The organism is Maribacter sp. Asnod2-G09 (assembly GCF_045063795.1).
Classification (GTDB): Bacteria; Bacteroidota; Bacteroidia; order Flavobacteriales; family Flavobacteriaceae; genus Maribacter.
The window spans coordinates 710228-725507 of record NZ_JBEFOA010000005.1; the positions used below are offsets into that span (position 1 = coordinate 710228).

Consider the following 15280-nt stretch of genomic DNA (forward strand, 5'->3'; position numbering starts at 1 on the left):
AGGGAGTCCTAATGAAATGTTAACACTGACAGATCCTCAATTATTTGTGTTTCAAATATCATATTCAAAAAATATCCTAGCAAAATTTATTAAATTAACATTAATTTATATATTTGTTTATGGTAGCATAGTGTATCATAGTCTTTTTCTCTCAAAATGCTTCCATGAGATTATGATGCCAATGTCAACAAGAATAACTAACAACTGTAACAACTAACTTTATGAATTATCAAAAAAACTTTCCTAAGTTTTCCATGATTCGAAATCATGTAGGCTTAACGATGATTTTATTTTTTAGTGGATTTCTCTTCACCAGTCTCCACGCACAAACAACCGTTTCTGGAACTGTTACATCAGCTTCAGATAACATGCCGTTACCGGGTGTATCAGTCATTGATGCCAATAACCCAACAACGGGAGTACAAGCAGATTTTGACGGTAACTTTACAATTACCGTAAATGATGGCAGTACCAGTTTACGATTTAGCTATATTGGTTTTAAAGCAGTAGTAGTACCCGTAAACAATCAAAGTACCGTTAATGTTTCTTTAGAAGAAGACGTTGCCAACCTAGACGAAGTAGTTGTCGTTGGTTATGGTACTCAGAAAAAAGCAACCGTAACCGGTGCGGTAACTGCAGTACAAGGTCCTGTTCTTGAAAGTTCACCCGCTATTAGTGTATCTAACTCACTTGCAGGTAGACTACCAGGGGTAGTAATCGTACAAACCAGTGGGGAGCCTGGTAATGACGAATCTACTATTAGTATTCGTGGTACAAACACCTTGGGTAACAACCAACCATTAATCGTAATCGATGGTATACCAGATAGAGATGGTGGTATAGGTCGTATTAATGCAGATGATATTGCTAATATTTCTGTACTTAAAGATGCTTCTGCAGCAATTTATGGAGCAAGAGCTGCAAACGGTGCAATTATCGTTACCACTAAATCTGGTAAAGTTGGCAAAATGCAAATAAACTATAAAGCCGATTTCGGACTTACAAGACCAACACGAACTCCTGAAATGGCTAGTGCTGTAGAGTACCAAACCATAATGAACGAACTGGCGATCTACAATAGTAATATACCAGCATCGCAATGGGGTACTGCAAATACCGCTTTTCAAAACTCTGGTAGTTATACCATACCTGGCAGCAGTCCTGCAGAAACTGTGAATGCTGCTTTTAGTCCAGAGACAATTAACAACTATAGAACTAGTGCAGATCCATGGTTATACCCAGACACAGATTGGTTCGGTGCAACTTTTAAAGATTGGGCAGAACAACAAAGACACAATCTATCTATTAGTGGTGGTAATGAAGATTTAAAATATTATGCTTCTTTAGGTTATTCTGACCAGGGTGCTATTTATAAGAATTCTGCGAACAGGTATCAGCAATATAATTTTAGATTAAATACCGATGCTAGAATTAACGACTACATTTCTACAAAGTTGAGCATGGCATACAGAAAGGAAGATAGAACTTTCCCTACTGAAGGTGCAGGTGCTATTTTTAGAATGTTAATGAGAGGTAGACCAAACGAACCTGCAATATGGCCAAACGGCTTGCCAGGTCCAGATATCGAAAATGGACAACAACCAGTTGTTGTTACTACCAATGCTACCGGTTATGATAAACAACCAACAGACTTCTTACAATTTACTGGTTCTGTTGATATTTCGAACCCATGGGTTGAAGGTCTTAAATTAAATTTAACGGCAGGTGTAGATCAAAGTCAGTTACGTAGAAAATTATGGCAAACACCATGGACGCTCTATTCATTAGATCGTGCGAATTATATTGCAACAGGCACTCCTGAACTAAGCGGATCTATTCGTTCAAATTTTACAGATGCAAGATTATTACAATCATCTAATAATGTACTAAACACTAACCTTACGGGTATATTAACTTATGATAGAACCATTGGTGAAGATCATAACATTGGTCTTTTAGCAGGTATTACACGTGAAAATTTTCAAGGCGAGTTTTTCTCAGCATTTAGAAGAAATTATCTTTCTACGGCAGTTGATCAACTTGGTGTAGGTGGGGAAATTGCACAAGAAACAGATGGATATGGATATAACCGAACTCGTTTAGGTTACTATGGTCGTGCTCAGTACAACTACAAAGAAAAATATTTGGCTGAATTTATTTGGAGAGTTGATGGTTCTTACATCTTCCCAGGTGATGATCGTTTCGGATTCTTCCCAGGTTTATTACTTGGTTGGAACATTAATAACGAAGATTGGTTCAATGTAGATTCAATCAGTTACTTAAAACTTAGAGGTTCTTATGGTGAAATGGGTAATGACCAAGTTTCTTTTGACACGAATGGTGATGGCGAGATTACAGATGACGAATTACAGGAATATGCATATCAGTCTATTTATGAGTTCGGACAGTACCCTGTAAATGGTCAAGTACAAACTACATTATTCGAAAACTTATTGGCTAACCCAAGCTTTACTTGGGAGCGTGCTAAAAACTATAACATTGGTTTAGATGGTATAGTGCTTGATGGCAAATTGAGTTTTACATTAGAATACTTTTTAAACAAACGTGATCAAATTCTTATTCAAAAGACAGGTTCTACACCAGGTTCTTCTGGTATTTCAGATTTATTACCTCCAGTTAATGCTGGTAAGGTAAATAATGAAGGTTTTGAATTTGCTTTAAACTATTTCGGCGGTAGTGTTGATGGCTTTAAGTGGGATGTTGGTGTTAATGGTGGTTATGCGCAAAACAGTGTAGAGTTTTTAGATGAAATTCCTGGGGCTCCAGATTACCAATTACAAGAAGGAAAGCCAATTGGGTCATATTTAGTATATGAATCTGACGGGGTTTTTATTGACCAAGCTGCCATAGACGCTGATCCATTAGATTATAGCGCAGTTAAGCCAACCTTAGAACCTGGCGACATGAAGTTTAAAGATGTTAATGGTGATGGCGCAATTAATGATTTAGATCAAGTAAGATTAAAAAACAGCATTAACCCTAATTTCAACTTTGGTGTTACCTTTAATGCTTCTTATAAGAATTTTGATCTTTCTGTATTATTACAAGGTGCAACAGGTGCTAAATTATTCATTCAAACAGAATCTGGAGATATCGGTAACTTCTTAAAGTATAGCTACGATAACAGATGGAGTCCAGATAACCCAAGTAGTGTACACCCAAGACTAGCAAGTCGTGGAGATACATATTATACAGGTGGTGATTATGGTAATAACACCTACAACCTTTTCAGTAAAGATTATTTAAGACTTAAGAACGTTCAACTAGCCTATAATTTCCCGTCAGAAATGATTAGTCAGTTCGGACTTTCTAAATTCAAGGTATACATGAGTGGCCTTAACTTGGCTACATGGGCAGCTCAAGATATCTATGACCCTGAATCGACTAGTAATAGTGGTCAGTTCTACCCACAACAGTCAATTATTAACACAGGTTTTAGTTTAACATTTTAAAAAAAAATCATGAAAAAAAGAAAATTAGTACTCTTAGGTCTACTAACGCTAGCGTTAGTACCTATTTCGTGTAATGAAGATTTTTTAGAAACTTCACCATTAGATGCCATTTCAGCAGATGCCACATGGGCAGATGGGGCTTTATCAGAAGCTTTTGTATTTAATGTGTACTCATCTCTAGGCTATGGAGGATTTGAGGAAGAGGGTTTATCTTCATTAACAGACGAAGCAATGTTTACCCACTCTGGTAGAGGGGTAAATGTAATTACCGAAGGTTCACTTTCACCGTCAGGCACGGGGAACGTAAATATCATTCCACAATGGAACGAGTTGTATTTAGCTATTCGTAAAGCGAATATTGCAATACAAGAATTACCAAACGCAGGGTTTGATGACCAAGCACTAAAAGATAGATTACTAGGTGAGTCTCATTTTTTAAGAGCTTATTATTACCATCAACTAATGCGTTTTTATGGTGGTGCACCATTAATAGATGCGCCTTATGGTTTAGATGACGACTATACCATAGCGAGAGGCACTTACGCTGAGAATGTAACTTTCGTAACTGATGATTTAGACAAAGCAATTTCATTGTTAGACGGTAAAGACGTTACACCCGGTAGAGCATCAATGTTAAGTGCTATGGGTTTAAAATCTAGAATACTAACTTATGCCGCTAGTGATTTAAGAGATGGTCCAACGGCAAGTGCAAAATCATCAGTACTAGGTGGATATTCAAATCTAGAATTAGTTGCTTACACCTCTGGCGATAGAGATGCAAGATGGACAGCCGCTAAAACTGCAGCCAAGGCAGTATTAGATGCAACAACTGGTTATAAATTAGATTTAACAGCGCCTGCATCTGCAGAAGAAGCTGAACAGACTTATATCTCCATTGCTATGGGAGGCGGAAGTGCTGTTGGTGATGCTGCTGCAAGATCAGAACTGTTATTTGAAAGAACGCATTCACCTTTATTTACAGCTGAGAGTAACTGGCCTTTAGGTGGTATTCACCAAGGGATCAACAATGGTCCGAACGGTTACCATAACTGGGCTGGTAATACGCCTATTCAACAACTGGTAGATGATTACCAAATGATGGATGGTTCTGATTTCGATTGGAGCAATCCTGAGCATGCTGCTGCACCTTATGAAAACAGAGACCCAAGATTGACCGCAACTGTTCTTTACGACGGAGCTGCTTGGAAACCAAGACCAGATGACGTTGCTGGAATAGATCCATTTGATGAGATTCAAACAGGTACCTATGCAGATGGTAGTGGCGGAATCATTGCAGGTGTAGACATGCGTGATTCACCTATCGAGAACTGGAACGGTAGTAGAACAGGATATTACGTTCGTAAGTTTATCGATTCAGATCCATCATTAGTAGACAATCAATCAAGTGCACAGGTAGTGCCATGGCCGTTTATTCGTTATACTGAAGTAATATTGAATTATGTAGAAGCATCTATTGCACTTGGCGATGAAGGGGAAGCTAGAAATTGGCTGAACAAGATTCGTTATAGAGCAGGTATGCCAGCAATTGAATCATCAGGTACTGAGCTTTTAGAAGACTACATCAACGAAAGAAGGGTTGAACTAGCTTATGAAGAGCATAGATACCATGATGCTAGAAGATGGATGATCGCTGACCAAACATTGGGTAGAGGTATTAAAGTAATGAAAGTAACTGCGGCACTAAAAGCAGGTGCTACACCAAGATCTCCTTATCAATATGACACAACAGTATATGATTACACGTATACCGTTGTTGATAATAATGATAATGAAACCAGAACTTGGGATGACAAAATGTATTTCATGCCTATTAGTAGAGATGAAATCAACAGAAATAACCTATTGATTCAGAATCCGGGTTATTAGTTTAGTTTAAATTGAGTTAAATTAAAGATCTATCCCTTTTTGGGATAGATCTTTTACTTTTAAGCAAATGACAAAAAATCTAACTCTCTATTTTCTTATTATATGTACACTCCTTCAAAGCTGTACAGAAAAGCCTAAAAAAGATGAAGCAACGGCTACTATCAATAAGCCAGAAAAACCATCTCTTTTTACTCTTTTATCTAAAAATGAAACTAAGGTTACTTTTCAGAACACTTTAAAAGAAGGGCTAAATGCTAATGTATTGGTATATGAATACTTATATAATGGTGGTGGCGTAGCTACGGGAGACTTTAATAATGACGGATTACAAGATTTATATTTCACTTCTAATATGGGTGAAAATAAGTTCTATCTAAATGAAGGCGGTTTTACTTTTAAAGATGTAACCGCAATTTCAAAAATCACCGGCAGACCAGGACCTTGGAAAACGGGTATTACGTCTGCAGACGTAAACGGCGACGGTAAATTAGACCTATACCTATGTTATTCAGGAGCATTACCAGATGCTAAGCGTAAAAATCAACTTTTTATCAATCAAGGTAACGACGCTAACAACATTCCCATTTTTAAAGAACAAGCTGAAACATATGGATTGGCAAGTGCCGCATTCAGTAACCAAGGCTATTTTTTTGATTATGATAAAGATGGCGATTTAGACATGCTGTTATTAAATCATAATCCGAAATCACTGCCAGTATTAAATGAAGTAAGCACAAAAGAATTTTTAAAAAAAGACGACCCGTTTCAAGGTACTCGTCTATTTGAACAAAGAGATAATAAATTTTACGACATCACCGAAAAAGCAGGTATAAGTGGTTCTGCCCTAACCTACGGATTAGGTATTGCCATAAGTGACATCAATAACGACGGATGGCAAGATTTCTACATTTCTAATGATTACACAGTGCCAGATTACTTGTACATTAACAATCAAAACGGAACATTCACAGACCAATTAGGCTCACAAATGGGGCACACGAGTCATTTCTCAATGGGGAATAATGTCGCGGATATTAATAATGACGGACTACAAGATATTTTCACATTAGACATGTTACCAAAAGATAACAAACGCCAAAAGCTACTTTTATCTCCCGATAATTATGAAAAGTTCGATTTAAATATCAGAAGCGGATTTCACCATCAATACATGCGTAACATGCTACAATTGAACAATGGTGATGACACCTTTAGTGAAATTGGGCAATTATCAGGCATCTCAAATACAGACTGGAGCTGGGCTCCACTATTTGCAGATTTCGATAATGACGGATTTAAAGATCTATTTATTTCTAACGGATATTTTAGAGACTACACCAATTTAGATTTCATCAACTACATGGATAGTTACGTGCAATCTAAAGGCAGGTTACAACGACAAGATGTTCTTGAACTCATAAAAGAAATGCCAGCCTCTAACCTAACCAATTTCTTTTACAGCAATAAAGACGGCGTAAATTTTACAGACAATACTAAAGGTGCCGGTATGGATCAACCTGCGAATAGTAACGGCGCTATATATACCGATTTAGATAATGATGGAGATTTGGATTTAGTGGTAAATAACATTAACAAACCCGCCTTTATTTACAGAAACGATTCGCCAAATGAAACCAATAACTATTTGAATGTAGAACTTAAAGGCAGCGATAAAAATACAAATGGTATTGGTTCTAAAGTAAGTATTTTCAGTAATGGAAAAACTCAAGTAATTGAACAAATGCCCACTCAAGGTTATCTATCAACTGTTTCGCCCATTTTACATTTTGGATTGGCTGATAACACTACCATAGATTCCCTAGTAATCAATTGGAATTCGGGTAAAAAAGAAATCCTCACACAAATTTCCACAAATCAATTATTGGTACTTGAAGAAAGTAATGCAAAAAAATCAGTTTTAGTAAAAGATGAATCAGAGGTCTTATTTTCAAAGATCGCAAGTGCTATTAATTACCAGCACCGATCATCATCAGTAAATGACTTTAAAAGGCAATCACTTTTATTAAAACAAGTTTCTCATGATGGTCCGCCAATGGCAAAGGGAGATATTAATAATGACGGATTAGAAGATATTATCATTGGTGGTGGTATTGGGCAAGCAACATCCATATTTATACAGAACAACAATAAGAAATTTACTCAAAAAGTCAATGCTAGTTTTGATGTAGACAAAGAAAGTTTCGATTCAGACATCGCACTTTTTGATGTAAATAATGATGGTAACTTAGACATGTACGTTGCTAGTGGTGGCTACCATAACTTTGCCCAAAATGATCCATTATTACAAGACCGATTGTATTTAGGTGATGGGAAAGGAAATTTTATAAAATCTGAATCTGCCCTACCTAATATGCAAAACAACACAAGTTCAGTTGCTTTTTCAGATGTGAACGACGATACCTTTTTAGATATTTTCGTTGGTGGATCTATTACTCCCGGTCGTTTTCCTGAATCATCTAGCAGCTATATTCTAATAAATGATGGCAAAGGCAATTTCACGGACCAGACCGATGCTATTCAGCCAGAATTGAAAAATTTAGGGATGACCACTGATGCTGTATGGGCAGACATGGACGGTGACCAAATCGATGATTTAATAGTTGTAGGTGAATGGATGCCTATTTCTATTTACCTCAATAAAAATGGTAAATTAATTAATGAAACTAATCAGTTTTTTGAAGAGCCTTTATCTGGATTATGGACAAGCCTACAGGTAACTGACCTTAATAAAGATGGCAAACCAGATATAATTGCTGGTAACATTGGTAGCAATACTCAATTTAAACTGAGCAACGATACTCCCGCTGAATTGTATTATTCAGATTTTGACAACAACGGTTCCGTAGATCCTATTTTGAATTTTTATATGGATGGTACTAGCTACCCCTATATCACAAGAGATGAGTTGCTAGGTCAACTTTCAGGTAAACGACAACAGTTTAATAGTTATGAAAAATACGCCGATGCAACATTGTCAGATATTTTCGCTGAAACCGAAATGCAGAAGGCTAATAAACTAACCATAACCCATCAAGAAACTACCGTTTTAATGAGCAACTCAAATGGCAAATACCAAAACATACCATTACCTGTTCAAGCGCAATACGCCCCTATTTCAGAAATTATAAGTTCAGATTTCAACAATGACGGTAATATAGATTTGCTACTTTTAGGCAACAATGATTTTTATAAACTTAGAATAGGGAAGTTTGATGCCAACTACGGCACAGTACTTTTAGGTGTTGGCAACGGTACTTTTAAATATGTATCGCAACCAAAATCTGGACTATCAATAAAAGGAAGCAATACCCATGCAGTATTGATAAATAATGAACTTATATTAACCAGTTACGGCGCAGCAACTGAAACCTATAAACTTTTAAAATAGCTCTTTAAATAACGATGACTAGTACCATAAATAAAACACTTACAAGAATTTCTACAGTACTACTGCTCTTACTTATAATGGCATGCTCTACAAACGAGCAGCCAAAAATGAGTAATAAAGAAGTTGCTTTAGAATGGGCAAATATGACCTTGTTCATTACCAGATATACGCCCTCGAACTCCCCCACTTTTGCATCTAGGGCATTTGGCTATACTGGGCTAACCATGTATGAGGCAATTGTACCGGGTTTCACTGAATATAAATCAATGAATGGTCAATTGAAAGGGTTAGAAATGCTTCCTATGGCAGATGATTCAAAAGAATATAGTTGGGTATTGGCATTAAATGCTGGGCAATCTGAAATTCTAAAGAATATCTACGTTCAAACATCCGAAGAAAATATTCAAAAAATTGACTCTCTAGAACAAGTGATATTTACTCAATTTCAAAATGGTTTAGATGAAGAAACCGTTTCCCGTTCTGTGGCTTTTGGTAAATCTGTCGCACAAACTATTTTCGAATGGTCAAAAACAGATGGCGGACACAGAGGGTATCTCAATAATTTCGACAAAACAATGGTGCACCCAGATCGACCAGGTGCTTGGAAACCTCCATTATTCGCACAATCGTTCAGCCACCACCCATTACACCCACATTGGGGAGAAAATAGAACCTTTGCATCCACAAATAAAGAACTAAAAGACCCAAAGATGATTCCGTATGACACAACTGTTGGTTCACCGTATTACAAGCAGTTTGAAAATGTATATCTAAAAGATTTAGAATTGACACAGCTAGAAAAAGAAGCTGCTATTTGGTGGGGCGATGATCCAGATGTTAGTTTTACGCCACCAGGGCATTCTTATTATTTTGCCACCTTGGCTATAGATGGGCATGATACTTCACTTATCGAAAGTGCCAAAATCTATGCTCAAGTAGGGATGGCAGTATCAGATGCTTTCGTGAATTGCTGGAAATGGAAATATCAGTTTTTTACAGAACGACCAAACACATTTGTACCAAAATATATTGATGAAGAATGGGAGTCTTTTTGGCCCGATCCACCTTTTCCTTCTTTCCCTTCTGGGCATGCGATTCAAGCAGCTGCAGCGGCAACAGTTTTAGAGCACAACTTCGGAAAAGAATTTACATTTACAGATAAAGCTCACGAAGGCAGAGAACGCGACGAACTTAAAGAAACCGATTTTGTAATTCGGTCATTCGATACCTTTTGGGATGCCGCATTAGAAACTGCAGATTCTAGATTTTATGGTGGCATACACACACAATTAGACAACGAAGTAGGTTTAGAAAAAGGGGTTGAAATCGCTAAAAATGTTTATGCCCTAGAATGGAAGAACAATGACAAAAAATAATTCAGCCCTTATTAAAATAAGCAGCAGCATATTCTTTCTATTATTCGGATTGATGAGCTATGCGCAACAAACTTTTACTGATGTCTCAGAAGCTGCCGGTATTGACCACCAATATGAAGTCTACGAAGGTACTTTTGGCGGTGGTGTTACCGTATTCGATGTCAATAATGACGGCTACGAAGATTTATATATAACGAGCGGCATAAAATCTGACCGATTATACCTTAACAATGGTGACGGTACTTTCAAAGATATTTTTGATAGTTCTGGTTTACAAATTACTAATGACTATGTTACCCAAGGTGTCGTAAGTGCCGATATTAATAAAGATGGATTTAGAGATTTATTCATTACCACCATTACTACTACCGATGGCAAAAGCGTTATACCAAGGGCAAAAAACTTACTCTTCTTAAATAATGGAGATATCACCTTTAAAGATGTTACGAATGAATACGGATTAGAGGACTTAAACTCCTTCAGTACAGGACCAAGTTTTGGTGATTTTAATGCAGATGGATATCCTGATTTATTTGTGGGTAATTATTTTCAAGAATTTACCGGCAAACTTGGTATTATAAAAGATGCCACCATAGTTAGTGCGAACCAAACCGCTAGAAGTTATTTACTAGAAAATAAAGAAGGTAAAAGTTTCCAAAACGTGTATGATGCATATGGTTTAGGGCATAAAGGTTTTGGTTTTGGTGGAGTTTTCACCGATTATGACAATGACCAAGATCAAGACTTATTGGTAAATCAAGATTTTGGTTATAAGGCCGTGCCTAATTTTCTATACCGAAATGAGTATCCTGATGACCATTTTGATGATGCCAGCAAGGAAACCGAAATGGATTTGAAAATAAACGCCATGGGTGCAGCTGTTGGCGATTATAACGGTGATGGGTGGATGGATTATTATATTACCAACATCAAGTTCAATATGCTAATGGAGAACCAAGGTATTGGCAAACCATTTGTTGACAAAGCAAAAGAATTAGGTACTTACAATTTAGCCATTAGTTGGGGCGCAAATTTTGCAGATTTTGATCATGATGAAGATTTAGACCTATTTGTTTCTAACGGAGATCTTAACCCCAATTGCACGCCTATGGGTAATTTCTATTTTGAGAACAATGATAATACGTATACAGAAAAAGGCAGAGAACTAGCTATTAACGATTACGGAATTGGTAGAGGTTCGGTCATTTTTGATATGGATAATGATGGTGATATGGATTTACTAGTTGTAAATCAACAACCGATTCTAAATTACCCCATAGCATCTACCACACGACTTTTCAGAAATGACCTAGAAAAAGGTAATTGGCTAAAAGTTGCACTTAAAGGTTTGGATTCTGAAGCAAATGGCATTGGCTCTCGCGTAACTGTAATTGCTAATGGAAAAAGAATTATAAGAGAAATTGATGGTGGTGGATCGAGCCATTTATCACAAAACTCGGTGATAGCACACTTCGGATTGGGAGATAACATTGCTATTGATTCTGTAATTGTTAACTGGACAGGCGGCAATACTCAAATTCTAACCAACATAAAAGCTAACCAACAATTAGAAATTGTAGAAATCAATCAACCGCAAAAGGAAACTTCTAATATATGGTACTTAATTGGCGCTTTATTATCACTTGTTGTTCTCTATTTTGTAGCAAAAAGGAAAAGGCAATAAGCTTATTTTACTCTACTAAAGACCATTATAATCTATTTATTTTTAGAATACCTACTTCAAAATACATCAGTATTCAATACCTCATCTTTTCTAATTCATACATTTTAAAACGCTTTTATACCTTCTATGCATAATAGCGAAACTTGGTTTTTTCAAAAAGCCATAGTTCTAGCTACAATTCACTAAAGCTATATAGCTAGTTACGAATCTCTCAAAAATTCATTAAACAACCACCGAACATTAAAAAATTGTAAAACTTTGGAAACTTTTTTAGTTTCTAAAGTTTCCTGATGTATATTTGCAGCCGTTATGAAAGAAAAAATTAGGGATACAGCTTCGCAGCTTTTCTTAGAGCGTGGTTTTAAGAGTATTACCATGGACGATATTGCCAATGAAATCGGCATGTCTAAAAAAACTATTTACAGCGAATACAGTAATAAGACTTCGTTAGTAGAAGATTGCGTCATGCATAAATTCTGCGATTTAAGTGATGGTATTGACCTGATTATAGCGATGGAGAAAAACGCTATTGAAGAATTGTATGAGATTAAAAAATATGTAATGTCTCATTTAAATGATGAAAAAAGCTCTCCTCAGTATCAATTAATGAAATACTATCCGAAAATTCATAAAAACCTGAAGCTTATGCAATTCGATAAAATGCATAAGTGCATTTTATTGAATGTTGAAGGCGGTTTAAAACAAGGCTTGTTTAGAGATAATATAAATCCGGAGTTTGTTGCTCGAATATATTTTACCGGTCTAAATAGTATAAAAGACCAAAACATGTTTCCGTTAGAACAATTTCCGATAGGCAAACTTATGGACTCATTTTTAGAATACCATATTAGAGGTATTGTAACACCAAAAGGAAAAACCATATTAAATAATATCATCAATTCAAATCAAGAATAAATGCGAAATCAATTAGTAATCTTAATCACTATTCTAAGTATTAGCTTAGGATATTCACAAGAGCAAACCTATTCGTTTACGTTAGAAGAAGCGATTCAATTTGCATTAGAAAACAACTATTCGGCGATTAATGCGAATAGAGATATCATAGATGCCCAAAAGCAAAAATGGGAAACTATAGCAGGCGGACTTCCACAAATTAATGGATCTGTTGGGTACTCAAATCAATTAAAACAACCTGTAACATTATTACCTGCAGAATTAGTAGGTGGTGCAGCAGGTGAATTTATACCTGTAGTTTTCTCTCAACCACAATCAGCAACGGCAACTGCAACATTGACCCAACAAATATTTGATGGTTCATACATTGTTGGTGTACAGGCAACAAAAACATTTTTAAGCTATAGCGCAAACAACAAAGAGAAAACAGATTTAGATGTTAGAAAACAAGTTGTTGAAGCTTACGGCAACGTGCTTTTAGCAGAAGAAAGCATCGAAATATTAGAAAAGAATAAAAGCACGCTCGAAAAAAATCTCTTCGAGACTTCAAAGTTATTTGAAAACGGACTTGGAGAAGAAGAAAGTGTTGATCAACTTCAAATTACCCTATCATCTGTAGAAAATCAATTACAAAGTGCTCTTAGACTAAAGGATATTACGTTACAAATGTTGAATGTAAGTATGGGGCTTGACCTAAATGCGCCAACACAATTACAAGAAAACCTAGAAGATCTTACCATGTCAAAAATGGATTTAGGTATTCTTGGTTTCGACTTCAATATTAATGATAATGTAGATTACAAACTTGCTGAGAATTTGAACGAACAACGTTATTTTGAATGGAAACTAGCAAGAAGTCGTGCGCTACCTACTTTGAATGCTTATGTAAATTATGGCAGTTCAGCTTACTCAGAAAGCTTCGATTTTTTCAGCGGAGACCAACAGTGGTTCGATTCTTCTATTTTAGGTTTTGACCTAAATATTCCCATTTTCAGTTCATTTAAAAGAAGTGCCAGCACCCAACGCGCTAAAATTGCTTTAGAAAAAGCAAAAACGCAATTAACCGAAGCTGAACAACAAATTAGATTACAGTTAGAGAACGCTAAAAACAATTATACCCTGGCAATCGATAATTACGAAACTGCGAAGCAGAACCTAACATTATCTGAACGTATTGAAAACAAAAACCAAATCAAATACAAAGAAGGTCTTGCAACCAGTTTTGAATTGAGACAGGCACAAACACAATTGTATACTACCCAACAAGAATACTTACAATCAATGGTAGAGGTAATTAATAACAAGACCGAACTAGAAACCATTTTAAATACAAAAGACTAAATAATCAATCAATAAAAATACAATCATGAAGAAAATACTAATTTTATTAATTGCAACCGTTGGCATATACTCATGTGGTAGCGGTGAGCAATCGGTAGCCGATATAATAGCACAGCAAGACTTAGAGGCAATAAGAGCTAAGAAAAATGATATTACCTCACAACAAAAACTGATTGATGCACAATTAAAATCTTTAGATTCTGCAATAGCCGTTTTAGGTAATGAAGAGAAATTACCATTGGTAAATACATTGACAGCAAAAAAAGAGCTGTTTAATCACTATTTAGAATTACAGGGTGATGTGTCTACTAAGCAAAATGTATTGATCTACCCAGAAATGGCAGGTACACTTCAAAGAGTATATGTTAAAGAAGGTGATAGAGTTTCTAGAGGGCAAGTATTAGCCACTATTGATGATGGCGGTATGTCTAGCCAAGTAAGTCAATTGAAATCGCAAGCTGCTTTAGCAAAAACGACTTTTGAGCGTCAAGAGCGTTTATGGAACCAGAATATAGGTTCAGAAATTCAATATTTACAAGCTAAAACCAATTATGAAGCTGCAGAGAATATGGTTTCTCAAACGCAGAGCCAATTAGGGAAATCTACTATAAGAGCACCTTTCTCTGGTATTATTGACAATGTAATAAAAGACCAAGGTACTGTAGTTGCGCCTGGGCAAGGTTCAGAGGTATTTCGCATTGTAAATTTATCTGATATGTATATTGAGGTAGAAGTACCAGAAACGTATTTAGGTAGCGTTTCTAAAGGAAAAGAAGCTTTGGTATACTTTCCTGTTTTAGGTGATAGTATTGTTACAAAAATTAGAGAAACAGGCAATTTTATCAATCCTTCGAATAGATCTTTCGAAGTTGAAATACCTGTACCGAATAAAGAAGGTAAAATTAAACCGAATCTTTCTGCTAAAGTCGCTATTAACGACTACACAAGTGAAGACGCTATATTAATACCAACTAGTATAATTTCAGAAAATGCAGATGGTGAGCAATATGTTTTCGTTGCAGAAGAGCCGAATGCAGATGGTGAGGCATTGGTAAAAAGGAGTGTAATAATTACTGGTAAAACACAAGGTGCGAATATTGAAGTATTATCTGGTTTAGCAGATGGCAACCAAATTATTAAAGAAGGTGCTAGAAGTGTAAAAGATGGTCAAAAAGTAAAAATAAAAAAATAAATA

8 protein-coding genes are annotated in these 15280 nt (G+C 36.1%); all 8 read left to right on the forward strand.

Going from position 1 to position 15280, the window contains the following annotated elements; translation table 11 throughout:
- Positions 1-221 precede the first annotated feature (221 nt).
- The 8 genes from ACJJVT_RS15085 (at position 222) to ACJJVT_RS15120 (ending at position 15277) form a co-directional block, all read left to right on the forward strand.
- Entirely contained in the window at positions 222-3473 is a 3252-nt protein-coding gene (locus ACJJVT_RS15085) for a SusC/RagA family TonB-linked outer membrane protein (RefSeq protein WP_405399798.1), read from the forward strand.
- 9 nt (positions 3474-3482) lie between these two features.
- Positions 3483-5360 (forward strand): RagB/SusD family nutrient uptake outer membrane protein, encoded by a 1878-nt coding sequence (locus tag ACJJVT_RS15090; RefSeq protein ID WP_405399799.1) that lies wholly within the window; start codon positions 3483-3485, stop codon positions 5358-5360.
- Positions 5361-5427: 67 nt separating this feature from the next.
- A complete protein-coding gene (locus tag ACJJVT_RS15095; protein ID WP_405399800.1) occupies positions 5428-8769 on the forward strand; it encodes a VCBS repeat-containing protein in 3342 nt (1113 codons plus the stop codon).
- A 14-nt stretch (positions 8770-8783) separates the two neighbouring features.
- Positions 8784-10145 (forward strand): phosphatase PAP2 family protein, encoded by a 1362-nt coding sequence (locus ACJJVT_RS15100; protein ID WP_405399801.1) that lies wholly within the window; start codon positions 8784-8786, stop codon positions 10143-10145.
- The gene (locus ACJJVT_RS15105; RefSeq protein ID WP_405399802.1) at positions 10132-11829 is read left to right on the forward strand and encodes a CRTAC1 family protein; all 1698 of its coding nucleotides are present in this window, start codon (positions 10132-10134) and stop codon (positions 11827-11829) included. The genes ACJJVT_RS15100 and ACJJVT_RS15105 overlap by 14 nt, the downstream gene beginning before the upstream one ends.
- A 309-nt stretch (positions 11830-12138) precedes the next feature.
- Entirely contained in the window at positions 12139-12744 is a 606-nt protein-coding gene (locus ACJJVT_RS15110; RefSeq protein ID WP_405399804.1) for a TetR/AcrR family transcriptional regulator, read from the forward strand.
- Entirely contained in the window at positions 12745-14085 is a 1341-nt protein-coding gene (locus ACJJVT_RS15115) for a TolC family protein (protein WP_405399805.1), read from the forward strand. It abuts the gene before it with no gap.
- A 25-nt stretch (positions 14086-14110) separates the two neighbouring features.
- Positions 14111-15277, forward strand: a complete 1167-nt coding sequence (locus ACJJVT_RS15120) for an efflux RND transporter periplasmic adaptor subunit (protein WP_405399806.1) — start codon at positions 14111-14113, stop codon at positions 15275-15277.
- The last annotated feature ends 3 nt before the right edge of the window (positions 15278-15280 follow it).

What these genes read in the sequence shown, in the direction of transcription:
- ACJJVT_RS15085 (WP_405399798.1), top strand. Translation starts at nt 222, where the DNA reads ATGAATTATCAAAAAAACTTTCCTAAGTTTTCCATGATTCGAAATCAT.
- ACJJVT_RS15090 (WP_405399799.1), top strand. Translation starts at nt 3,483, where the DNA reads ATGAAAAAAAGAAAATTAGTACTCTTAGGTCTACTAACGCTAGCGTTA.
- ACJJVT_RS15095 (WP_405399800.1), top strand. Translation starts at nt 5,428, where the DNA reads ATGACAAAAAATCTAACTCTCTATTTTCTTATTATATGTACACTCCTT.
- ACJJVT_RS15100 (WP_405399801.1), top strand. Translation starts at nt 8,784, where the DNA reads ATGACTAGTACCATAAATAAAACACTTACAAGAATTTCTACAGTACTA.
- ACJJVT_RS15105 (WP_405399802.1), top strand. Translation starts at nt 10,132, where the DNA reads ATGACAAAAAATAATTCAGCCCTTATTAAAATAAGCAGCAGCATATTC.
- ACJJVT_RS15110 (WP_405399804.1), top strand. Translation starts at nt 12,139, where the DNA reads ATGAAAGAAAAAATTAGGGATACAGCTTCGCAGCTTTTCTTAGAGCGT.
- ACJJVT_RS15115 (WP_405399805.1), top strand. Translation starts at nt 12,745, where the DNA reads ATGCGAAATCAATTAGTAATCTTAATCACTATTCTAAGTATTAGCTTA.
- ACJJVT_RS15120 (WP_405399806.1), top strand. Translation starts at nt 14,111, where the DNA reads ATGAAGAAAATACTAATTTTATTAATTGCAACCGTTGGCATATACTCA.